This is a genomic window from Pseudotabrizicola sp., from assembly GCF_030684215.1.
Classification (GTDB): domain Bacteria; phylum Pseudomonadota; class Alphaproteobacteria; order Rhodobacterales; family Rhodobacteraceae; genus Pseudotabrizicola.
The window spans coordinates 134,159-157,813 of sequence record NZ_JAUXOV010000024.1 but is presented as its reverse complement, the minus strand read 5'-3'; the positions used below and the strand labels follow the sequence as shown (position 1 = coordinate 157,813).

Genomic DNA, 23,655 nt, shown 5'->3' with positions numbered 1-23,655 from the left:
GCAGCGTGAAAAGGCCGAAGGGAGACGACGATGCCGTGCGACCAACATAAAAAAGGGCGGCCCCGATTTCTTCGGGGTCGCCCTGTTCACTGCTGATCGTCAGATCAGATCAGCACGCAGCAATAAAACGGTTGCCGTTTGCATCGCGGTAATAGCACTGGCCGCGCTGCGGAGCGGGACCAATCAGCGTGGACGCAGCAACGCCAACAGCGGCACCGATCAGCGCGCCCGTGGTGCGATCAGACGGTGACGATACGGCAGCGCCGACAGCAGCACCGGTCACGCCACCCAGAACAGCGTTCTGGTCAGCAGTCTGGCACGCAGCCAGCGACAGGGCGACGACGGAGAGAAGAACGAACTTTTTCATTTGGCAGCCTCATTGGTGTTAGTGGGACCGAATTGTATGCACACTAACGCGCTAAAGTTCTGTTTGGTTCCAGTCAGGAATACGTGAACATCAAATAATTTGCGAAAAGCTGCGCACGGGCTGTCTGGCCCGCCTTGCGCGACCGATCAGGTCGCCGCGACCAGTACAACGTCGAATTCCTGCGTCAACAGATCCAATGCGGGCAAAAGACGGTCTTGCACCATCTCTGCGACCGCTGGGCCGGAAAGGCCGCGGATGTTGCCACAAATTGCCTCGACGGCCTGCGCCTGCTTTCCAAGCGTCCCAAACCCGAAAGTGGCCGCTGTTCCTGAGATCTTGTGCGCGATCTTGCCAATCTCTTCAGCGGCAGAAAGCGGGTCATGACCCGCTTCCAGATTGCCCCGTTCGATATCAATTTCTATCTGCCGGCTTGCGGTCAGATCCAGAAAGCGCGGCAATAGCGCCCCTGCCCAAGAGTTGTCGACTGCTGCCATGTGCTACTCTACCTCAACCAGCCAGGAATTGCATCTGATAGCCGGATTGCCCGCGCACTGATGCCCGCGCTCTGCCCAGCATTGTCTTGACCGCAGATGGCGAAAACAAACCAGAGCTCACAGTGGCTCCGACCCGAACTTCCAGCATGGGCAAGCCCAAGCTTTCGTAAACAGCGTCGTATACCATCAGCTCTGCGCCAAGTTCATGTTCGATTTCAAAGGTATCAACAGGCTGAGCCCGATTGAGGATGCAGACAAATTCGCCACTGCCTGCATAGGCCAGCAAAAAGGACTGGCGCTTCATGCAGGCCGCGATGGCTGCTCCGACATCTGCCATGCAATCCAGAAACTCTATACGGGTCAAACGGCGGAACAGGTTGGCCCCTCCGACAACCTGAAATGCAATAGCCGTATGGGTGTGCAGCTTCAGGCGGCTGAGCGTAAGGAGGTGGTTTTCAAGCGCCAGATATTCAATGAGTGAGCCGTTTTTTGGCAAGGCCACGGCATCTTCAAACGCAAAGCGCATGCCCGGCACATCGTCCATCGATTCCATTGCGAACTGAAGCGAGCGGGCAAGGTTATGTTCCTGCACTAGACGGTCCAGCATCCCAAGGCGGGCTTGCAACTCGATCCGGTTGATCGGCTTGGTCAGATAGTCCGTAGCGCCGACAGCAAAGGCCTGATCCACGTGGTCTCGTCCGACCATCGTGGTGACCATCATGATCGGTGTCGAGCTGTGATGCGCGATGGCGCGGATGTGCTGGCAAGCTTCGATGCCGTCCATTTCTGGCATCTGAATGTCCAGAAGGATCGCATCAAACTTATCATTGGGGTTCGCAAGACGCTCCAGCGCTTCGCGCGCCGAGGTCACGCAGACAGGCGCTTGATATCCAAGTTGGCACATCATTTGCGTCAGAACAAAATGAAATGACGGATCATCATCGACTGCCAAGTACCGCATATTTACTGACATGTTTGCCATCCTTGGTTGTATTGATCAACCTAAGCCGGAATTTGCGGCATAATTTGGGCGAACATTAAAATAGTGTTAAAAACCCATGTCGGGTTTAGCGGCCCAGAAGACGCAGAACTGTCTTGCGGAAAACGTCGCCTTGAATGGGTTTAGGGATGACAGCATCGGCGTGATCGCCGTAACCGACTGTTGTGCGGGCGTAATCTGCGTCGGCAGTGAACTGGATCATCGGGGTGGACATGTTGATAGTCCGCGCGGCCTTGAGGTGACGAATGACCCGGTCGCCTGTAATCAAGGGCATGTTCCGGTCAAAGATCATCAAATCGAAGCGTTGAGAAATCGCAGCTTCCAACGCCACTTTTCCATCACCCGCAACAACCAGTTCAATGAACGGGAAGTCAGATAGAAGATGGCGAACAATCTGCTGATTGATCTCGTCATCTTCTGCAAGCAGCACAACTGCTTTCGCCTCACCTTCGCGACTTGTCATCTCAACGATACCCCCGACACTCATCATACTCACACGCTTATCCTGTCGACACAGTGAAAGACTTAATTATTCACAAATTTTCTTCTTAGAATGTGGCAGCAGCGTGGAGCGATCATGGCGTTTCCCCGTCCTTGCTACGCCAGGGTAGTGAGGGGGCCATTTTGATCAATCCCTGGTTGCGCAGGGTTTCTTTTTCACCTCAGGGCCGAGTCAACAGGATCGAAATCGCGTGCAGCAACTCTGCCTGACGGAAGGGCTTTGGTACATGCGAATCGAATCCCGCCATTATGTATTCTGACACCTGATGCGACATTGCATTTGCTGTGACGGCAATGGCAGGTGCCTGCGCGCCCGCCAGCTTTGTGCCGCGAATGTCGTGCAATGCCCCGATGCCGTCCAGAACGGGCATGGCAATATCCAGAATCAGCATGTCAAAGGGGGCGTCGCGTTCTGCACGCTCGCGCCACATCTCGACGGCTTCTGCGCCGTCGGTTGCCAAAACGATCTCTGCCCCAGTGTCTTTCAGCATTTCGTTGATAACCATGCGGTTGGTCGCAGAGTCGTCGGCAATCAGAAGTGACACACCAGAAAGCGAGCCTTTCCCGCTCGGGTTCAATGGGGGCGCTTCGGTGGCCACACTTTCTGACGTTTCATCCAGAGGCAGGACAACTTTAACCCGGGTGCCCAGCCCTGGCTCGCTGGTTACGGTAATGGTGCCATTCATCAGCTCAACCAGTTTCCGCACGATCGTCATGCCAAGCCCGGTGCCGCCAAATCGTCGCGTGGTGCCGCCTTCGGCTTGTTCAAAATTGTCGAAAATTCGCTGCACTTGCTCCACGGACATTCCGATGCCGGTATCTGACACTTCCAGTATCAGCGGCTTTCCTTCGCGGGCCGACATGGTAAGCGAAATAGAGCCGGTTTCAGTGAATTTGATGGCGTTGCTTAGAAGGTTGTTCAGGATTTGGTGGATACGGAACGAATCCCCGACCCGCGCACGCTCGGCACCTGTGTTGGTCAGAACCTCAAACCCCAGTCCTTTTTCCTCGGCCCGCAAGCTGTGCAAAGGCTCGACGTGCCGCGCGACTTCGGCAGGGATAAATGGGATCTGTTCGATCACCATTTTCCCGGCCTCGATTTTTGACATGTCGAGAACCTCGTTCAGCACGTTCAGAAGCAGCTCTCCTGACCGCCGGATGGTTCCGATCATTTCCTTTTTCCGGGGATCATCAATCAAGCCATCCAAAAGCTCGGCCATGCCCAGCACTCCGTTCAACGGCGTGCGGATCTCGTGGCTCATATTGGCAAGGAATGTCGATTTGGATTGGCTGGCGGCCTGCGCTTCCACCAACGCCTGCTCAAGCCGTGCGGTTTTGGTCAGATCGTCGGTCAGATCGACAAAAGATGCGATGATCAGATTGGTTGTTTCGGCGTCTTTGGTCGCGTTATGCGGCACGGCGTTGACCGAAAGAATGCGATGCTCTCCATTGGGCCAGCTGATCGTCACGCGAATGTCGCGCACGATGGACTGGCGGGTGAATGCCTGACGGAACGGCAGATCTTCAGCCGCCATTTCACTGCCATCGGGCGCGGTGATTTGCCATGCCGGGTCATCATACCTCCGGCCCTCAATGCTACTGCGGTCAAGACCGAGGATGCGCTCTGCCTCAGCGTTGGCATAGGTGATGTAGCCCGTGCTATCCATGACGACAATTGCCGACGCCGAGCTGTCCATCACCTGATTGAGGAAGGATTCGTTGCTTAGCAACCGGTCTTCCAGTTGTTTGCGTTCAGTCACATCAAGGTGGATGCCAACCACGGCCTTGTGGGTGCCGTCAGGCTTTCGTGCGGTGACGGCTGATCGCGACAAGATCCAGGCCCAGGTGCCATCCTTGCGCCGCATGCGCAACTGGTGTTCGCGCACAACTTCGCGCCCATCGGGCAAGGGGGCAAAATCGTCCGCCTCGGTTGCATCGAGGCGGACCAGATCATCGGGGTGAACCAACGACCGGAACATGGCATCAGAGGGTTCGCCCAATTCTTCCGGGGTATAACCCAACATTTGCGCGTATCGACCGCCAATTCGCAGCGCACCGGTGTCAACGTTCCAGTCCCAAGTGCCCACATCCGCACTTTCGATGATCTGGGCCAGAGAATCGCGGGCTTCGGCCAGAGACCGGTGCGCCGCGTCCAGTGCCTCTAGCTGGCGGTGACGTTCTGTGGTGTCGATACGGACTGCTATGCGCCCCCCGTCCGGTGTGCGCAAATCCACGCGCCGGATCCACCGATCATCAGAGCGCAAGACCTCATCTATGTTCGGGTTGCGATACCGTTCAATTTGCTCGGCCACCCATTCCTGTTCGCGACCGATCGCCTCTCTGAAGGCTTGCTTCGTGATGCCCAGTTGCAAAAGGTCTTCCTGTAGCACGCCTGGCACAAGAAAATCGGCGGCTTCCGGATACATGCGCTTATAGGCAGAGTTGGCAAAGATCAGGCGTTCGGCGTCATCCCAGATCAGAACGCCGTCGGGCAGGGTTTCTATGGCATTGTAAAGTTGTGCCCGCATCCGGTCGGCTTCGTCAGCCAGTTGTGCTGTCTTTGCCTCTCCTTCTTTTTGGGCTGTCACGTCTGTTTCGATGGAAACATACCCCGTCACCTTGCGGTCGCGGTCGTAGAGCGGAAGAATATTGAAGTCGATCCAATAGCTGTTGCCATCGCGGTCGAAATTGATCGTTTCGCCATGATAGGGTTCATTGTGCGCTATCGCTTTTGCGACCTTGGCTTCGTTGTCAGGATCATTGTGCTTGCCGCGCACCAGACTGGACAGGTCTTTGCCGATGGCTTCGCTCAACGGCCAACCAGTGCGGCGTTCCCATGCCCGGTTGGCCCAGGTGACGCGCTGGTCGGTGTCAATGACCACCACCAGATTCGACATATGCTCCACAACGCGGCCCAGACGATGAAGGTCGTCCGTTTTCTGCATATCGGTTGTGATGTCACGCACGACAAAGATTGCCGTTGGCTGCTCGCCAGGATTGTTTGCCAGCTTTCGCGCGCCGTAGGTTTCATACCAGCGCATTCCCAAAGGAGAGTCCAACATGAATCGCGTCGGCGTGCTGCGGCCATGCTTCATCGTTTCGGCCAGCACCGCACGGCTTTTGGCCGCCACATCCGCTGGCAAAACATCTTCCAGGGTGTGTCCGGGCAAGCTGTCACGCGAATCGCCCAAAAGGTTGGCGGGACCGGCCATGAAATCGGTGTAACGCCCCTCGGCAGTGATTTCGAAAACGAGGTCGGGCAGAACGCCCAAAATTGCCGTCAGCCGTTCATAAGAAGCGATTGCGCTATGTTCGTCCTCTGACGGTTCCGGGCGTTCAGAGCTTAGGCCGGTATAGCCAAGAAACGTGCCATCAGAATCGTGGCGAGGTGTGCCGGTGCTGCGAAGCCAGCGGCTGGTGCCGTCAGGCAGCATCACCGAATGAATGTGGTTCCGGATGGGCATCTTCGACGCCATGCGGTCGTGCAGGGTGGCCCAGTCAACGCCCGCCCAGTCGGCTTGCCGCAAAGGTTTGCCATCTGGCGCAGAACCGGTGCCATCGGGCAAGGGGGCGGCCAGATATGTCAACTGCCCCTTTGCATCCATATCCCAGATCCAAAGCCCGAACAGGGCTGCAAGCTCTTCCAGACGGGTCGAGCTTCGGCTTGCGTTGCTCTGCTCCAGTATAAGTCGCAGCACAGACCGCAGACTGACCAGGGCGTCTTCAACCTCGGCAGGCAGCGCGCGCCCGTCCAGACGCAGCAGCAGGACTGCCGGTGCGTTGCCAATCTTGCCCAGTGCGATCTTGCGAAACGGTCCATTGCCCGACCCTTCACAGCCTTGCCCCGCGTTCAAAACCTCACACAGGCATTGCATCTCTGTCGCTGGAACAGCAACGCGAACCAGAGCCGATGCATCGGCAGGGCCGACAAGCAACAAACCCGCCTTGGCGCCGCATCGCTGCACCAGCCATTGTAAAACGGTGGCAAGCCTGTCGTGCGCCGTAAGATCTTCGATAGACTGGAGGAGGTCAGCAGTAAAAGACATCAGGTTTGTCAGTCTTTCCGTTATCGGGTTGCGAATGTGCCTGTTGGCCCATCTACAACTTATTCGCGAGCGGTTGCCAACGGTTCTGCAACCGCCGGCAAATAATTGCGCTCAGCTTTGCCAAAATATCGTAAACGAGCCAACACCCGAACGACAAGGTCAGGTCAGAGGCTGTTTTGTAAGGTTACGTCGCGGCTTTGGCACAGAATGAAAGATCGCGAGACTGGCGCCCTTTTACGGCACAGCCTGAAAGTTGGCGGGCAACCCCATCTGGTGAAGCCTTGGCCGGTCTGCCCGCGCCAAAAGCACAGGCTGACCGGCAGGTTTCATGCACCGCGCGCGGCAGCGACCGAGGCTTCCAGAATATCCATCCCTTCCGCGAAATGCGCATCGGGAATGGTGATCGGCGCAAGGAAACGCACAACATTGCCGTAGACGCCACAGGTCAGCAGGATCAGGCCGCGCTTTTGCGCCTCGGCCCGGACGCGGGCGGTAAAGCCTGCATCGGGTTCCTTGGTGCCGGGGTTGGCAAATTCTACCGCCACCATGAAGCCGGGGCCGCGGATATCGATGATTTCCGGCGCGGTTGCGCGGATCGATTCGAGGCGCTGTTTCAACCGGCTGCCCAGTTCATTGGCGCGCGCGCACAGGTCTTCGTCTTCAATCACATCCAGCACGGCGTTGGCTGCGGCAATGCCCAAGGGGTTGCCGGCATAGGTGCCGCCAAGGCCGCCGGGGTTGGCCGCATCCATCAGTTCGGCGCGCCCGGTGACAGCGGCCAGCGGCAGACCACCTGCCAGTCCCTTGGCCATGGTGGTCAGATCGGCGGCAACGCCATAGGCGTCCATCGCAAACAGGTTGCCGGTACGGGCAAAGCCGGTCTGCACCTCGTCGGCGATCATCACGATACCATGCTTGTCGCACAAAGCGCGGATGGCTTTGATCAGATCGGCCGGGGCAGGATAGAAGCCGCCTTCACCCTGCACAGGTTCAAAGATGATCGCGGCCACGCGCGCCGGGTCCAGATCGGATTTGAACAGCTTTTCAATGCCCGCCATTGCGTCTTTGGTCGAAATGCCATGCGGTTCCATCGGGAAGGGTACATGGAACACATCCGGCATCATCGCGCCGAAGCCCTTTTTATAGGGCTCTACCTTGCCGGTCAGCGACATGCCCATGAACGTCCGGCCATGAAAACCGCCGCCAAAGGCGATCACCGCGTTGCGCCCGGTGGCGATGCGAGCGATTTTCACCGCGTTTTCGCAAGCCTCGGCCCCGGTCGTGACAAAGATCGTCTTTTTCTTGAAGTCGCCCGGCACCTTTTCATTCAGACGTTCAGCAAGGCGGATGTAATTCTCATACGGCATCACCTGATGGCAGGTGTGGGTGAAGCGGCTCATCTGTTCGGTGACTGCGGCCATCACGCGCGGGTGGCAATGCCCGGTGTTGACCACCGCGATTCCGGCGGCAAAGTCGATGTAGCGGTTGCCCTCGATATCCCAAACCTCGGCGTTCAGCGCACGGTCGGCGTAGATCTGGGTCATCATGCCCACACCACGCGAAATGGCATCATCACGGCGGCGGGCTACGTCTGCGTTCAGCATGGCTTTGGGTTCCCTCATGGCCCGACATGGGCTGTTGCGCGATATTTGATCAAACTTTTCTGGTTTCGTCCATCATGTTCACGACGCAGTCTGGGCTGTTTTCGTCAGCGGTGCAAAAAATGGTGAACGGGGCAGGGTGATTCATTTGCTGTTAACCTTACCCGGTGCAGGGTGGCTTTGCGAATGAGGCGAGGCGGACATGGGACAGACATCCAAACCCACACCCCAACCGACACCCCTGGACGATGACCCGGTGGATTGCCTGTGCCTCATTCGCTCCCGAAGGGTAGGGCCGGTTACATGGCACCGGCTGATGGCCGAACATGGCTCGGCACGGGCAGCTTTGGCCGCTTTGCCCGATGTGGCGCGCGCGGCTGGGGTAGAGAATTACGCCACTTGCCCTGTCGAGGTGGCCCGTCACGAAATGGCCCAAGGCCGCGCGGCAGGGGCGCAGATGATCACTTGGGGAGAGGCAAGCTATCCGCTGGCGCTGTGCGATCTTCCCGACGCCCCACCTGTGCTGTGGGTGATCGGTGACGCCAGTCTGCTGCACCGTCCGATGTTGGCGCTGGTCGGCGCGCGCAATGCGTCGTCTTTGGGGCTGCGCATGGCGCGACGTCTGGCCGAAGGCGTGGCGCAGGCAGGTCTGGTAACGGTGTCAGGACTTGCGCGCGGCATTGACGCGGCGGTGCATGAGGCGACGCTTGCCACCGGAACCGTTGCTGTGCAGGCGGGCGGGGTTGATGTGACCTATCCGGAAGAAAACCGGCATCTGATGACCCAGATCGCGGCGCAGGGCTGTCTTGTGTCGGAACAGCCCATGGGCCTGCAACCGCAAGCGCGCCACTTCCCTCAGCGCAACCGCATCGTGTCAGGTCTGTCGCGCGCCGTTGTGGTGGTTGAGGCGGCGGCGCGCTCTGGCTCGCTTATCACCGCGAAGACCGCACTGGATCAGGGGCGCGATGTGCTGGTCGTGCCGGGGCACCCGTTTGATGCGCGCGCAGCGGGCTGCAACATACTGCTGCGTGATGGGGCCACGTTGATCCGTGGGCCTGCCGATGTGCTGGAATCGATCGGGGGCGCCGTTGTGGAATTTCCCGCCCCCCCGCCAGATGCAGAGGAACTGCCGTTGCCTGGGCCCACGCCCGCGCGCCGCCCGCTGACCGATATGGCTGCCGTCCACAGCCAGATCCTCGCCCGGCTTGGCCCCAGCCCCCTTGCCGAAGATCAACTGATCCGTGATCTGTCGATGCCCCCTGCAACGGTCGCCCAGCATCTGCTGACGCTGGAACTGGATGGCCGCGTTCACCGTGCGCCCGGCGGGCTTCTCAGCCGGTTGGATTAAGCACCCGGATACAGGCCGCAGATTGTTGCGCAGATTGTTGCGCAGATTGTTGCATTGACATTCGCACCGCTTCGCCCACATCTTGCCGCGCCTCTCGGGGATTTCGTGCAAAAAGGGTATTTCATGGCCGTCGTCGTAGTTGAATCTCCTGCTAAGGCCAAGACAATAAACAAATATCTTGGTTCTGACTTCACGGTTCTGGCCTCTTATGGCCATGTGCGCGACCTGCCTGCAAAGGACGGGTCTGTCGATACCGAGCATGATTTTGCGATGACATGGGAAATTGCGGCCGAGTCGAAAAAGCACATCCGAGCCATCACCGAGGCGTTGAAAACTGATGATACCCTGATCCTTGCGACCGACCCTGACCGCGAGGGTGAGGCGATTTCGTGGCACCTGAAAGAGGCGTTGGCCAGCAGTCTGAAAAAGGGCAAGACCGTTGCCCGCGTCACCTTCAACGCCATCACCAAAGACGCTGTGACACAGGCGATGAAGAACCCGCGTGAGATCGACACACCGCTGGTCGAGGCGTATCTGGCCCGCCGTGCGCTTGATTATCTTGTGGGCTTTACCCTTTCTCCGGTTTTGTGGCGAAAGCTGCCGGGATCAAAGTCTGCGGGCCGGGTGCAATCGGTTTGCCTGCGCCTGATCGTTGAGCGTGAGATGGAGGTCGAGGCGTTCCGTGCCCGCGAATACTGGTCTGTCAAGGTGGTACTGGTCACCCCGCGGGGGCAGGAATTTGAAGCGCGCCTGACCGTTCTTGGCGGCAAGAAGCTGGATAAGTTTGACATTCCGACCGCTGCGGCCGCTGAACTGGCGGTGCAGGCGGTCACGTCCCGAAACCTGAGTGTGCAGTCGGTTGAGGCAAAGCCCGCCAACCGCAACCCCTATCCCCCCTTTATGACCTCGACCCTGCAACAAGAGGCCAGCCGAAAACTGGGCATGGGCGCCAAACAATGCATGTCCACCGCGCAGCGTTTGTATGAGGCGGGCCACATCACCTATATGCGAACCGACGGTATCGACATGGCGCCCGAGGCTGTGACGCAGGCGCGCGACGCAATCAAGGACCGCTTTGGCGCGGCCTATGTGCCAGACAGCCCGCGCATCTATAAGAACAAGGCCAAAAACGCACAGGAAGCCCACGAATGTATCCGCCCGACCGAAATGTCGGCAGCGCCGGAAAAGCTGCGTCTGTCGGAAAAGGATCAGGCCAATCTGTATGACCTGATCTGGAAACGCACCATCGCCAGCCAGATGGCCGCCGCGCGTCTGGAACGCACCACTGTTGATGTCGGCAGCGATGACGGGCAGGTTGTGCTGCGCGCGACAGGGCAGGTCGTGCAGTTTGACGGATTTCTGAAGGTCTATGACGAAGGCCGGGACGACGAAGATGAAGAAGGCGGCCGCCTGCCGCAGATCATGCAAGGGGAACCAGCGACAAAGCAGTCGGTTGCGCCCGAGCAGCATTTCACCCAGCCACCGCCGCGCTACACCGAGGCCACATTGGTCAAACGGATGGAAGAACTGGGCATTGGCCGTCCGTCCACCTATGCGTCAGTGCTGTCCACGATTCAGGATCGTGAGTATGTGCGCAAAGACAAAAACCGCCTGATCCCCGAGGATAAGGGGCGGTTGGTTACTGCATTTCTGACCAACTATTTCCGGCGCTATGTGGAATATGATTTCACTGCCGATCTTGAAAACCAGCTTGATGACGTGTCGGCCGGAGAGCGTGATTACAAGGATGTGCTGGAAAGATTCTGGCGCGATTTCTCGGCGGCCGTTGCGGAAACCTCTGATCTGCGGATCGGAGAGGTGCTCGAAAAGATTGATGATTTTCTGTCACCGCACCTTTATCCGCTGCGGGAGGATGGATCAGACCCGCGGTCTTGTCCGACCTGCGGCACCGGACGTCTGCATCTGAAAACGGCGCGGTCGGGGTCTGCGTTCATCGGCTGCAAGAACTATCCCGAATGCCGCTATACCCGTCCGATTTCGGGCGGCGAAGATGCGGGCGGGGCCGATGGCCGCATTCTGGGTGAGGATGAGAATGGCTTGCCGATCACCATGCGCGCCGGGCGGTTCGGGCCTTATGTGCAACGCGGTGAAGCGACCGAGGAACAGCCCAAGCCCGACCGTGCCAGCCTGCCAAAGGGCTGGGGCGCTGACAGTCTGACGCTGGAGCGCGCGTTGGAGTTGCTGTCCTTGCCGCGTCTGATCGGCGCGCATCCGGAAGACGGCCAGCCGGTGGAGGCCGCGATTGGTCGCTACGGGCCATATGTCAAACACAACGCGACCTATGCAAATATTGCGGATGTTGAGGAAGTGTTCACCATCGGCATGAACCGCGCGATGGAAGTGCTGGCGCTCAAGGCCAGCCGGGGGCGCGGGGCAAGCGCACCGGCAGAGCCGATCAAGGCGCTTGGCGATCACCCCGATGGCGGGGCAATTACTGTGATGCCGGGGCGCTATGGTCCTTATATCAAATGGGAAAAGGTCAACGCGACCATCCCGAAAGAGATCGCGCCCGAAGATATCAATATAGATCAGGCATTGGAACTGATCGCGGAAAAGGTCGCCAAGTCGCCGGGCAAGAAGAAAGCCGCGCCGAAAAAGGCCGCCGCGAAAACCGCCAAACCGGCGGCCAAAAAGCCAGCGGCAAAGAAAGCCCCGGCCAAGAAGCCCGCCGCGAAAAAGGCCGCTGAATAGCCTTAGCCCGTCCGCGGGTTGATCAGCCGCCCCATCACAGCCCCGGCGCGCAGCACTCCGATGCGCGCGCCGTTCTCCACCACCGCCATCTCGCCTGCGCCATCGCGGATCGCGGCCATGATCTCGCGCACCGGGGTTTCCGCGCCGACAACATGGGCCGAGGCGGTCTCCCCCGCGACCATTACATCGCGCGCGGTCAGCACCGACAGAGGGTTCATGTGGGCGACGAAATCCTGCACATATTCGTCCACCGGATTGGCAATGATCTCGCGTGCGGTGCCGCATTGCACGATCCGCCCGCCTTCCATCAGCGCGATGCGGTTGCCGATCTTGAACGCCTCGTCCAGATCGTGGCTGACAAAGACGATCGTGCGTTTCAGCGTCGATTGCAGCTCCAGAAGTTCATCTTGCAGCTTGGCGCGGATCAGCGGGTCCAATGCCGAAAACGGCTCATCCATCAGCAGGATCGGGGCCTCGGTTGCAAAGGCCCGCGCAAGGCCCACCCGCTGCTGCATGCCGCCCGACAGATCGCCCACCTTGCGGTCGGCCCATTGGCTCAGGTTGACCAGCTCCAGCTGCGTATCGACCCGCTCGCGCCGCTCGGCCGCGGCCATGCCGCCCAGTTCCAGCCCCAGGCCGACATTTTCGCGCACCGTGCGCCATGGCAGCAGGCCAAATTGCTGAAACACCATCGCCACCCGGCTCAGCCGGATGCGGCGCAAGGTTGCGGCGTCGGCATGGGTCACATCGACCAAGCCGTTGCCATCGCTGACATGCACCGCCCCCCGGCACACCGGGTTCAACCCGTTGACCGCGCGCAGCAACGTTGATTTGCCAGATCCCGACAAACCCATCAGCACCAGAATCTCGCCTGTTGCGACATCAAGGCTGCAGTCATGCACCCCCAGAACCTGGCCTGTGCTTTTCTGGATCTCGCTCCGGGTTTGGCCCTTGTCCATCAGGGGCAGGGCGCGGTCGGGGTGATCGCCAAACACGATCGATACTTTGTCAAAGCGAACGGCCAGTCCGGCGGTGTCTTTCGCGTCGGTCACCGGGTTCATTTGCGCGCTCCCAGCCGAAGCATGCGGTCCAGCATGATGGCGACCACTACGATGATGAAGCCCGATTCAAACCCAAGCGCCGAATTCACGGTGTTCAGCGCCCGCACCACCGGCACGCCAAGGCCGTTTGCCCCCACCAGTGCTGCAATCACCACCATCGACAGCGACAGCATGATGGTCTGGTTCAGCCCGGCCATGATCTGGGGCAGCGCATAGGGCAGCTCTACCTTCCACAGCCGTTGGGTCGGCGTTGCACCAAAGGCGGTTGCCGCTTCCAGCAGGGCCGTCGGGGTAGATGAAACCCCCAGATGCGTCAGCCGGATCGGCGCGGGCAGCACGAAAATTACCGTGGCAATTAGGCCCGGCACCATGCCAAGACCAAAGAATACGATGGCCGGAATCAGGTAAACAAAGGTGGGCAGCGTTTGCATCAGATCCAGCACGGGCGAGATGGCACCATACAGCCGTGGCCGGTGCGCCGTGGCAATCCCGATCGGCACGCCGACCCCCATACAGACCACACAGGCGGATAATATCAGCGTCAGACTCTCCATAGTGGCCATCCAGTAGCCTTGATTGAGGATGAACAGGAACCCGACCAGCACCCCCACAGCCACCGTCCAGCGTCGCTGCAACGCCCATGTCAGCGCGACAAAGGCCGCGACAACCACCAAGGGATGTGGCGTCGACAAACACCACAGGATCGCAGCAATCATCGCCTCCATCATGTTGGAGATTGTGTCAAAGACACCGCTCAGATTGTTGTTCATCCAGTCGAACACCGCCTTGGCGGTTCTGCCCACTGGCAATTTGTAACCCGTCAGCCAGTCCATCACATCGGCCCGCCCATTTATCGTGGTAAAGATACTCAGCCGATCCGCCACCGGTCCGAAGACCGGCGGCTTGGGGGGCGCGCTGCCCCGGCGGCTTACACCAGCGCCCCCGTCATGTCGGGGGCACTTCTCAGTTCAGCGCGGCAGCCACAGCGGCCATGGCGTCGCCACCATCTTTTGTGGTCACGCCGTCCAGCCAAGGTTCCCACGCAGTAGGGTTGGCGGCCAGCCAAGCCTTTGCGGCCACCGCCGGATCTTCGCCGTCATCCAGGATTGCACCCATGATCTCGTTTTCCATGGCGAGCGTGAACGTCAGGTTTTGCAACAGCTTGCCGGTATTCGGGCATTCCGCGACATAGCCCGCGCGGGTGTTGGTCGCTACCACAGCGCCGCCCAAATCGGGGCCAAAGTAATCATCCCCCCCGGTCAGATAAGTCATGGTGAAATTGGCGTTCATCGGGTGCGGTTCCCAGCCAAGAAACACGACCGGCTTGCCATCGCGGTTCGCTCGCGCCACTGCCGAAAGCATCCCCTGTTCCGAGGATTCCACGATCTTGAACCCATCCAGCCCGAACGGCCCGCTCTCGATCATATCGAGGATCAGACGGTTGCCGTCATTGCCCGGCTCGATCCCGTAAATCTGACCACCCAGAGCGTTTTGCTGGGCTGCGATGTCGCTGAAATCGGCAATGCCAAGGGCTGCACCATGCTCGTTGGTGGCCAGCGTGTATTTTGCCCCCTCAAGATTGGTCCGCACCGTGTCCACCGTGCCTGCCTCGCGATAGGGGGCGATATCGGCCTCCATCGTCGGCATCCAGTTGCCCAGGAACACGTCGATGTCATTGCCCGCAAGCCCGGTATAAGTCACCGGCACGGACAACAGTTTGATCTCGGTCTGGTAACCCAAAGCTTCCAGCACAACGGTCGTTGCTGCCGTGGTTGCGGTGATGTCGGTCCAGCCCACATCCGAGAAAATCACTTTGTCACAGCTTGCGGCGAATGCGCTGCCCGCAAAGGCAAAGGTGACAGTTGTTGCCAGAAAGGCGGAACGAAGGGTCATTGGTGGCTCCCTATTTTTTTGTTGATTGACGAGTCAATAAACTTCAAGCTTACTTCGTTTGGCAAGATATTTCCACAAGGTCACACATAAATGCCGAAACTTGGGATGGAGCCTATCCGAAAGGATGCGTTGGTCAAAGCCACGATCTCTGAGATCGGGCGGGCCGGTTCCTTGGATGTAACTGTATCCCAGATCGCGCGGCGGGCAGGTATGTCGCCAGCGTTGGCGCATCACTACTTTGGCTCCAAAGAGGAAATGTTTCTGGCCGCCATGCGCCATATACTCACGCTTTACGGGGCCGAAGTGCGCGGTGCCCTGGCCGCCGCCGAGGGGCCAGAGGCGCGACTGCGCGCAATTCTGCGCGCCAGCTTCAGCCCCGGAAACTTCCGGCGCGAGGCGGTCAGCGCCTGGCTGAATTTCTGGGTACTGGCGCAGACCGTGCCACAGGCGCGGCGCCTGCTCGCTGTCTATCAGCGGCGTCTGCGCTCAAATCTGATGTCTTGTCTTGTGCCCTTGTCCGGGGACAAAGCTGCCGCACTGGCCGATGGCTTGGGCGCATTGATTGATGGGCTGTATCTGCGCGAAGTGCTGAAATCCGGCCCACCCGATGGGCTGGCGGCAGTGGCGACCGCGCTCAACTATCTTAACTCACAACTTCCGGGGGATGACGCATGAAAGCGCAACCAACAGCCAGCCATTTCATTGATGGGGCTTATGTTGAAGATACCGCTGGCGCGGTGATTGATGTGATTTATCCGGCCACAGGCGAGATCATCGCCCGTCTGCATGAGGCCACACCGGCCCTGATCGAGCGCGCTTTGGCATCGGCCACCCGTGCGCAAGCCGACTGGGCTGCAACTCGTCCCGTGGACCGCGCCCGCATTTTGCGCCGTGCGGCTGACATGATTCGCGACCGGGCCGAAGAACTGGCGCAGCTTGAAACGATGGACACCGGCAAGCCGATACAGGAAACGCGGGTTGCCGACTGGCCATCGGGTGCGGATGCACTGGAGTATTTTGCCGGTCTTACGCCGACGGTAACGGGCGAGACCATCCCGGTGGGCCGTGACTTTGTTTATACCATCCGCGAAGCCTTGGGGGTGTGCGTTGGTATTGGCGCGTGGAACTACCCCAGCCAGATTGCCTGCTGGAAATCCGCGCCTGCCCTCGCCTTTGGCAATGCGATGGTGTTCAAGCCGTCCGAAGTCACGCCTTTGGGCGCCTTGAAACTGGCTGAAATCTACATTGCGGCGGGTCTGCCAGCGGGTCTGTTCAACGTGCTGCAAGGGCGCGGTTCGGTTGGCGCGGCGCTGGTCACCGACCCGCGCGTGGCCAAGGTTTCGCTGACCGGATCGGTGTCGACAGGTCGCAAGGTATACGCCGCCGCTGCCGAGGGGATGCGCCATGTGACGATGGAGTTGGGCGGCAAATCCCCGCTGGTTATCTTTGATGATGCCAGCCTTGATGATGCTGTCGGTGCCGCAATGATGGCAAATTTCTACTCATCCGGTCAGGTGTGCAGCAATGGCACCCGTGTGTTCGTGCAAAAAGGGATCAAGGATGCCTTCCTGTCGCGCTTGAAAACCCGCGCGCAGGCGATGGTTTTGGGTGACCCGCTGGACGATGCCACCCAGATGGGCCCGCTGGTGTCAGAACTGCAACTGACCAAGGTTTTGGGCTATATCGACACTGCGAAAGCCGAAGGTGGGCGTCTGGTAACGGGCGGCGGCCGCACGGCGCTCAATACCGGCTATTATGTCCAGCCTACGGTTTTTGCCGACATCACCGATGAAATGACCATCGCCCGCGAAGAGGTGTTTGGCCCGGTCATGGCGGTGCTGGATTTTGACACCGAGGCCGAGGCGATCACCCGCGCCAATGCCACCGAATTTGGCCTTGCGGCAGGCGTGTTTACCGCCGATCTGACCCGAGCGCACCGGGTTATCGGCCAGTTGCAAGCCGGCACCTGCTGGATCAACGCCTATAACCTGACCCCGGTAGAGGCGCCCTTTGGCGGCAACAAGGCCTCGGGCGTGGGGCGCGAAAACGGCCATGCAGCGGTGCAGCACTACACGCAGGTCAAGTCAGTCTACGTCGGCATGGGGCCGGTCGACGCGCCCTATTAAACCGGAAGTAAAGTCAAAGAAATGCACGCGGATTACGTTATCATCGGGGCAGGCTCTGCCGGTTGCGCAATGGCTTACCGTCTGGCCGAGGCTGGACGGCGCGTCACTGTGATTGAGGCTGGCGGCTCAGACGCTGGCCCTTTCATCCAGATGCCCGCCGCGCTGTCATACCCAATGAATATGGGTATGTATGACTGGGGCCTGCAATCGGAACCCGAACCCCACCTTGGCGGGCGCCGTCTGGTCACGCCGCGCGGCAAGGTCATCGGCGGGTCGTCGTCGATCAATGGTATGGTCTATGTGCGCGGCCATGCCCGTGACTACGACACATGGGCCGAGATGGGGGCGGACGGCTGGGCCTATGCCGATGTACTGCCTTATTTCAAACGGATGGAGCAGTCGCATGGCGGCTCTGGCCCGGAATACCGCGGCACCGATGGCCCGCTGCACATCACGCGCGGCCCACGGGCCAACCCCTTGTTCGATGCCTTTATCGCGGCAGGCGAACAGGCGGGCTATCCGGTGACGCAGGACTATAATGGCGAACAGCAAGAGGGCTTTGGCCCAATGGAAGCGACGATCTACAAAGGTCGCCGCTGGTCAGCCGCCAATGCCTACCTCAAACCCGCGATGGCGGGGGGCAATGTTCACCTGCTGCGCGGCAATGCCCGCCGCGTGGTGATCGAGAATGGCCGCGCCACTGGGGTAGAGTTGGATCAGGGAGGCGCGCCCTTTGTTGTGCAGGCGGGGCGCGAGGTGATAATCGCGGCTTCATCACTTAATAGCCCGAAACTGCTGATGCTGTCAGGGATTGGCCCGGCGGCAGAACTTGCCCGCCACGGTATTGCGCTGGTGGCGGATCGCCCCGGCGTTGGGGCAAACCTGCAAGACCATCTGGAAATTTATTTCCAGTTTGCGGCCGCTCAGCCGATAACCCTCTACAAATACTGGAACCTTTGGGGGAAGGCGCTGATCGGCGCGCAGTGGCTGTTCACCGGTAAAGGCCTGGGCGCCAGCAATCAGTTTGAGGCTTGTGCCTTTATCCGCTCACATGCGGGGATCGATTACCCCAACCTTCAGTATCATTTCTTGCCGATTGCAGTGCGCTACGATGGCAAGGTCGCTGCCGGGGGCCATGGGTTTCAGGCACATGTGGGGCCGATGCGGTCGAAATCGCGCGGCTCTGTCACGCTGCGCTCGGCTGACCCGAATGACGCGCCGGTGATCCGGTTCAACTATATGTCGCACCCCGACGACTGGGCCGAATTCCGCGCCGCCATCCGCCTGACGCGAGAGGTATTTTCCCAAGCTGCCATGGCGCCCTTTGTTAAAAGTGAGATCCAGCCGGGGCCTGATGTGAACACGGATGACGAGATTGACGCCTTTCTGCGCGAACACGTCGAATCGGCCTATCACCCCTGCGGCACGGCGCGCATGGGGCGCAGATCGGACCCGATGGCGGTAGTGGACGCCGAATGCCGGGTCATCGGCGTCGAAGGTCTGCGACTGGCGGACAGCTCGGTGTTTCCGCAGGTGACAAATGGAAACCTGAATGCGCCCTCGATCATGGTGGGCGAAAAGGCGGCGGACCATATCCTTGGCCGGACGCCTCTGGCGCCAATGAATCTTGGACCCTGGACACATCCGAACTGGCAAACCCAGCAGCGCTGACCATTACAGGCAACAGGATGAACGCTTGTTAACCTTTCGTTAACATTTGCCCTTGCATGTGCGCGATAATGACCCGATTTCTGGGTCATGTTAATCATTCGTTCCCTTCTCGTTCTTGCGGCTCTGTCCATCGCCACACCCGTGGCCATAGCTGTTGCCGTGACCCGGGACGGGGCTGTCAGGGTGATTGATGGCGATACTCTTGACTGGCAAGGACAGCGTGTGCGGCTGTTCGGCATCGACGCGCCGGAACGGGGGCAACGGTGCGACCGCCATGGTCAAAGCTGGGATTGCGGGGCGTGGTCCGCAACCATGCTAACCCGTGCCGTCGGCAACGGGCCGGTAACCTGCATCCGCGAAGACACCGACCGCTATGGCCGCATGGTCGCCACTTGCACTGCGGGCCGGTTGGACCTGTCCCGCGCGCAGGTGCAGGCGGGGGCGGCACAGGCCTATGCTCGGTATTCAGGCCGCTACCTTGCAGATCAAGCCACGGCCAAAGCCGCAGGTGTCGGCCTGTGGGCGGGCCGCATGGTGACGCCTCAAGCTCACCGCCAGAGCGGCGCCAAACCCGCGCAAGCAGCGCCGGCTGGCTGCGATATCAAGGGCAATATCGGCGCGTCGGGCCGCATCTTTCACCACCCCGGTCAGCGCGACTACGCCGCAACCCGTATTGATGTGTCAAAAGGTGAGGCATGGTTCTGCACCGAAGCCGAAGCCAGATCCGCAGGGTTCCGCCCGGCCCGACGCTGAGAGGGGGCGTTGCCCCCGCGCTTTGCGCGCCCCCCAGAGTATTTCCAAAGCAGCAAGCCTCAGAGGCACCTCTTTGGATTGCTGCTTGCCAAATACTCCCGCCGGAGGCGCAGGCTTGCCAAGGGCGATCAGCGTTTCTCAGGACAGGATTTCATACGGCAGCACGTCGCGGCGGTCAGGGTTGACGCGCAACCGGCGCTCCAACGGCGGAACGGACCGTTGGTGGCAATCGGGCCGCTCGCAGATACGGCAGGAAATGCCGATCGGCTCGAACCGGCCTTTCAGGTCCAGCCCATCAGCATAGACCAAGGCACCCGCGTGTTGCACTTCGCAGCCAAGGCCGATGGCATAGCGGCGGGTCGGCGCGTGGAAAGAGCCGCCGGGTTTTGATACGTCACGTGCCAGGCACAAATACCGCACCCCATCCGGGGTTTCTGCAAGCTGACGCAGGAACCGCCCGGGCGTCTCAAACGCGCGATGGACATTCCACAACGGACAAGCCCCGCCAAAGCGCGCGAATTGCAGCCTTGTGGCCGAGTGGCGCTTGGTGATCGTGCCTGCCTGATCGACCCTCACGAAGAAAAACGGAATCCCCTTTGCCCCCGGTCGTTGCAATGTGGAGAGCCGATGCGCCACTTGCTCAATACTGGCGCCAAAAAGGTCGGCCAGCCGTTCCAGATCATGCCGTGTGCTGCTGGCGGCGTCCAGAAAGGCGCGGTAGGGCAGTAAAGCGGCGCCGGCGAAGTAGTTGGCCAGCCCGATCTTGGCAATTTCGCGTGCCTCTGGCGTGTGAAAGCGGGCGAGGTCCAGCGTGGCGTCGAGAAGGTCGTTCTGGGTGATCAGTGCGACCTGATGCAATAGCTGGAACCTTTGGGTGGGCCCCGCCGCACGGGCCGAGACATCAAGCCGCTTTGCGACAGGATCGTAGCGGCGCATTGCATCGGTGTCGCTGAAATGCAGGCTGATGCCACGTCGCTCCAGCGCCTCGCGTGCGGCCTGAACCACATCGCGGCGCCCATTTGGTCCGGTGACAAAGTGTTCGGCGGCGCGGTCCACCGCATCCAGATAATTGTCGCAATAGTGAAAGAAATCACGCACTTCTTCCCAAGGTGAGGGGCGCAATGCAGCGTCTTCCCGGCCCAGCGCCTCATCCAGAGAGGCAAGCCGCTCGTGGGTCTGGCGATAGGCGCGGTGCAGATCCAGAAAGGCGCGGGCCAGCGCCGGAGCGTTCGAGGCCGCCAGCCGCAGGTCGGCCAAGGGGGGGGCCGCGGAGCCAAAGACCGGGTCGGCCAGCGCCTCTTTCATGTCGCTGACCAGCCGCTCACTTTCGCCGACGGTGAGTTCAGTGACATCCAGACCGAACTCTTGCGCCAGTGCCAGCACCACCCCGGCCGATACCGGCCTGTGGTTGTTTTCCATCTGGTTCAGGTATGGCAAAGATACTGACAATTTGTCGGCAAACAGCTTTTGCGTCAGCCCCAGACGCCCACGCATCTCGCGCAGTTTCGCGCCCGCATACAGCTTTTGAGTGGCCATGCCGTCCCCCCGGATTTGCAAAGCCATCTTCGCCTTTGCAAAGCCGCCGTCAAGCGGTCAGGACGTCAGACCAAGTGCGCGGGCGCGCTGCATCACCCACAGGATCGACACCACCGCACCGATTGACGAGGCGAGCATCAGCAGCACAAGCGGGGTTTCGGACGCGCCGGGCCCCAACAAGGCGCCAGCAAGGGCCGCCAGCGCCGCGCCGCCACCGATCATGATGGCCCCGCCAAGACCCGATGCGGTCCCCGCAAGTTCGGGCTTGATCGACAACATGCCGGCATTGGCGTTGGGCAATGTCATCCCGTTGCCGAAACCGACAAAGGTGGTGAAGCCAAAAAACACATAGGCCGAATGCAGCCCGGCCAGCGTCAACACCGCAAGCGTCGAAAGCCCCGCCAGTGTGATCAGCGCGCCGATGAACACCATGCGGTTCATTCCGATCCGCACTGAAAACCGCCCTGCCACGAAATTGCCTGCCGCATAGCCGATGGCGGTCAGCGCAAACAGCGCGCCCACGCCAGAGGCAGACAGGCCAAACACCTCGGTTCCGACGTAGGGCGCGCCGCCCAGATAGGCAAAGAACGACCCCGATGCGAAGGCCGCGCACAGCGCATAGCCCCAAAACCGTTGCGACCGTAGCAGTTGCGGATATTGGCGGATCTGGGCACCCAGTGTCACAGGGCGGATCGTGGCCGTTTCCCCCAGATCGGCCCATGTCAGCCACAGCGTCACCAGACCCAGCACCAGCAACAGGCCAAAGTTGGCTTGCCATCCGATGGCCTCTTCCAGAACGCCGCCGATCACGGGGCCGATCATCGGCACGATGCTCATGCCCATGGTGACATAGCCGATCATGCTGGCGGCCTGTTCATCTGGGACCATGTCGCGCACCACTGCGCGTGACAGCACCATTCCGGCGGCAATCACCGCCTGAGCCATGCGGAACACCAGAAATGCCGTCGCATTGGGGGCAAGCAAGGTGCCAAGCGTCGCGATCAGAAACAGGACGAGCGACCACAAAAGCACTTTGCGCCGACCGTAGCGGTCCGAAATCGGGCCGATGATAATTTGCAACACGGCAGACAGCGCCAGATACAGCGCAACGGACAGCTGCATCAGCGCATAGGGCACCCCGAACCATGCAGCCATTCCCGGCAGGGATGGCAGAAAGATATTCATGGTCAGCGCCGAAAGCCCGGCAAGCAGGATGAGTGTTGCGATATGCGGCGGTGTTCTGCGATCGAGGAAAATACTTTCAGTCATCCGCTCTTGCTAATCCCGCCGACATATCATGTCCACGCCGTTCGGGCAGGGGTGAGTGTGCGCCTATGCCCATTTATGAAAGATGAAAAACGCTCCCAAGCCGATAAACGCAAAGCCCACAATATGGTTCCAGCTGAGTGGTTCTTTCAGATAGAACACCGAAAAGACCGCAAAAACCGAGAGGGTAATCACCTCTTGAATGGTTTTCAGCTCGGCCGCGCTGAAGTGGCCGTGCCCGATCCGGTTTGCCGGAACCATGAGTGTATACTCGAAAAACGCGATCCCCCAGCTGATGAAAATTACCGCGATGAGGGTCGTTTCTTTGAACTTCAGATGCCCATACCAGGCAAAGGTCATGAAGACATTCGACAGCAGCAAAAGACCAATCGTCAGGACAGGAACAGAAAAGGGCAGAGCCATGGCAACGGGCGTCCTTGGAAAAGGGGCGGTGTTTTGAAGCGCAGGATATGCGCGTGTACCGCGTTGGTGTGTATCTGACCGATTTGGGGCCCTGCACGCCAGATCGAACAGCAGATCGAAATCATTTGTGTGCAGAGTCGGGTGCAGATCAAAACCGGGGCACCCGTTCTGGTATCAGGATTGTGCGAAAATAGTCGGCTATGTATATGATGCAATCTGTTGATTGTTGTTTTTTGGGGCTGTGGGTCGACTTGGGCCATGTGCAGGCACCACCGATGATTGAAGGTGCTTTCCGTCATATCCCGCCGGAGAGGGGGCGTGGTTTGCTTTCGTCATCAAGCGCCACAAAGGTGAAGGTGGCATCTGTGACCTTTACGCTGTCTTCGCCGTAGCGGTTGCGCCGCCATGCCTCGACGTGAATGCGCATCGAGGTGCGGCCCGTGCTGACCAGATCGGCATAAAGCGACACCTCGTCGCCCACCTTTACGGGTTTCAGAAACGTCATTCCCTCGACCGCGATGGTCGCCGCGCGTCCGCGCGCCACCCTTGCGGCAAGGTTGCCCGCTGCAAGATCCATCTGCGCCATCAGCCAACCGCCAAAAATGTCGCCCGACGGGTTTGTGTCGGCAGGCATGGCGATTGTGCGGATGACGGGTTGCCCCGAAGGCGGGTCACAGGACATGGCCGCGGGCCCGGTCTGATGTGCATGTGTCCATGGTGCGTTCCCGGTGCAGGTGATGTTCGGTTCCCAATCAAGCTCTTATCATGCGGTCAAACGGGGCCACCGTAAAGGCCGCCATCTCAGGCTTGGCCAAGGGTATGGTGCCGGGCGGGGTGTCATTGCGGCCACGCCGGGG

General features: G+C 59.9%; 19 protein-coding genes. 6 read left to right on the top strand and 13 right to left on the bottom strand.

Annotation, left to right across the window (positions count from 1 at the left end; all coding sequences use genetic code 11):
• Positions 1-109 precede the first annotated feature (109 nt).
• From Q8K08_RS03735 to Q8K08_RS03710, 6 genes are all read right to left on the bottom strand, one after another.
• Positions 110-367: a glycine zipper 2TM domain-containing protein gene (locus Q8K08_RS03735; protein WP_304802524.1), complete on the bottom strand. Its 258-nt coding sequence runs from the start codon at positions 365-367 to the stop codon at positions 110-112.
• Between the two features lie 146 nt (positions 368-513).
• Positions 514-861 (bottom strand): Hpt domain-containing protein, encoded by a 348-nt coding sequence (locus tag Q8K08_RS03730; protein ID WP_305249232.1) that lies wholly within the window; start codon positions 859-861, stop codon positions 514-516.
• Positions 862-874: 13 nt separating this feature from the next.
• Positions 875-1,822, bottom strand: coding sequence for a PleD family two-component system response regulator (locus Q8K08_RS03725; protein WP_305249278.1), 948 nt, complete (start codon positions 1,820-1,822; stop codon positions 875-877).
• A 106-nt stretch (positions 1,823-1,928) separates the two neighbouring features.
• Positions 1,929-2,351 carry a response regulator gene (locus tag Q8K08_RS03720; RefSeq protein ID WP_304802532.1) on the bottom strand — a complete coding sequence of 141 codons (423 nt, stop codon included), beginning with the start codon at positions 2,349-2,351 and terminating at the stop codon, positions 1,929-1,931.
• A gap of 172 nt (positions 2,352-2,523) precedes the next feature.
• Positions 2,524-6,408 (bottom strand): PAS domain S-box protein, encoded by a 3,885-nt coding sequence (locus tag Q8K08_RS03715; RefSeq protein WP_305249231.1) that lies wholly within the window; start codon positions 6,406-6,408, stop codon positions 2,524-2,526.
• Between the two features lie 326 nt (positions 6,409-6,734).
• Entirely contained in the window at positions 6,735-8,012 is a 1,278-nt protein-coding gene (locus tag Q8K08_RS03710) for a 4-aminobutyrate--2-oxoglutarate transaminase (protein ID WP_304803681.1), read from the bottom strand.
• Between the two features lie 199 nt (positions 8,013-8,211).
• Here Q8K08_RS03710 and dprA point away from each other — a divergent pair, with 199 nt between their 5' ends.
• Together dprA and topA are read left to right on the top strand one after the other, a co-directional pair.
• Complete coding sequence (dprA, locus tag Q8K08_RS03705) at positions 8,212-9,357, top strand: DNA-processing protein DprA (protein ID WP_304803683.1); 1,146 nt, start codon at positions 8,212-8,214, stop codon at positions 9,355-9,357.
• A 123-nt stretch (positions 9,358-9,480) separates the two neighbouring features.
• A complete protein-coding gene (gene topA / locus Q8K08_RS03700; protein ID WP_305249230.1) occupies positions 9,481-12,069 on the top strand; it encodes a type I DNA topoisomerase in 2,589 nt (862 codons plus the stop codon).
• Positions 12,070-12,071: 2 nt separating this feature from the next.
• On the opposite strand, the gene choV is transcribed toward topA, so the two are convergent.
• The 3 genes from choV to choX all read right to left on the bottom strand — a co-directional run bounded on the left by choV (position 12,072) and on the right by choX (position 15,023).
• Positions 12,072-13,130, bottom strand: coding sequence for a choline ABC transporter ATP-binding protein (gene choV, locus Q8K08_RS03695; protein ID WP_305249229.1), 1,059 nt, complete (start codon positions 13,128-13,130; stop codon positions 12,072-12,074).
• Positions 13,127-13,963, bottom strand: coding sequence for a choline ABC transporter permease subunit (choW, locus tag Q8K08_RS03690; RefSeq protein WP_304801189.1), 837 nt, complete (start codon positions 13,961-13,963; stop codon positions 13,127-13,129). Before choW ends, choV begins: the two co-directional genes overlap by 4 nt.
• A gap of 130 nt (positions 13,964-14,093) precedes the next feature.
• Positions 14,094-15,023 (bottom strand): choline ABC transporter substrate-binding protein, encoded by a 930-nt coding sequence (choX, locus tag Q8K08_RS03685; RefSeq protein ID WP_304801186.1) that lies wholly within the window; start codon positions 15,021-15,023, stop codon positions 14,094-14,096.
• Between the two features lie 90 nt (positions 15,024-15,113).
• Here choX and betI point away from each other — a divergent pair, with 90 nt between their 5' ends.
• The 4 genes from betI (at position 15,114) to Q8K08_RS03665 (ending at position 19,573) form a co-directional block, all read left to right on the top strand.
• Entirely contained in the window at positions 15,114-15,698 is a 585-nt protein-coding gene (gene betI, locus Q8K08_RS03680) for a transcriptional regulator BetI (protein ID WP_304804339.1), read from the top strand.
• Complete coding sequence (gene betB, locus Q8K08_RS03675; RefSeq protein WP_305249228.1) at positions 15,695-17,149, top strand: betaine-aldehyde dehydrogenase; 1,455 nt, start codon at positions 15,695-15,697, stop codon at positions 17,147-17,149. Before betI ends, betB begins: the two co-directional genes overlap by 4 nt.
• Positions 17,150-17,170: 21 nt before the next feature.
• Positions 17,171-18,820, top strand: a complete 1,650-nt coding sequence (gene betA, locus Q8K08_RS03670; RefSeq protein WP_304804344.1) for a choline dehydrogenase — start codon at positions 17,171-17,173, stop codon at positions 18,818-18,820.
• Positions 18,821-18,907: 87 nt separating this feature from the next.
• Positions 18,908-19,573 (top strand): thermonuclease family protein, encoded by a 666-nt coding sequence (locus Q8K08_RS03665; RefSeq protein ID WP_304804346.1) that lies wholly within the window; start codon positions 18,908-18,910, stop codon positions 19,571-19,573.
• A 138-nt stretch (positions 19,574-19,711) separates the two neighbouring features.
• Here Q8K08_RS03665 and Q8K08_RS03660 read toward each other — a convergent pair whose 3' ends face one another.
• The 4 genes from Q8K08_RS03660 to Q8K08_RS03645 all read right to left on the bottom strand — a co-directional run bounded on the left by Q8K08_RS03660 (position 19,712) and on the right by Q8K08_RS03645 (position 23,480).
• Positions 19,712-21,109, bottom strand: coding sequence for a short-chain fatty acyl-CoA regulator family protein (locus tag Q8K08_RS03660; RefSeq protein WP_304804349.1), 1,398 nt, complete (start codon positions 21,107-21,109; stop codon positions 19,712-19,714).
• 57 nt (positions 21,110-21,166) lie between these two features.
• Positions 21,167-22,378 (bottom strand): multidrug effflux MFS transporter, encoded by a 1,212-nt coding sequence (locus tag Q8K08_RS03655; RefSeq protein WP_304804351.1) that lies wholly within the window; start codon positions 22,376-22,378, stop codon positions 21,167-21,169.
• Between the two features lie 63 nt (positions 22,379-22,441).
• On the bottom strand, positions 22,442-22,798 hold the full coding sequence (locus tag Q8K08_RS03650; RefSeq protein WP_304804355.1) for a DMT family protein: 357 nt from the start codon (positions 22,796-22,798) through the stop codon (positions 22,442-22,444).
• Positions 22,799-23,093: 295 nt separating this feature from the next.
• Complete coding sequence (locus Q8K08_RS03645; RefSeq protein ID WP_304804357.1) at positions 23,094-23,480, bottom strand: acyl-CoA thioesterase; 387 nt, start codon at positions 23,478-23,480, stop codon at positions 23,094-23,096.
• Positions 23,481-23,655: the final 175 nt, after the last annotated feature.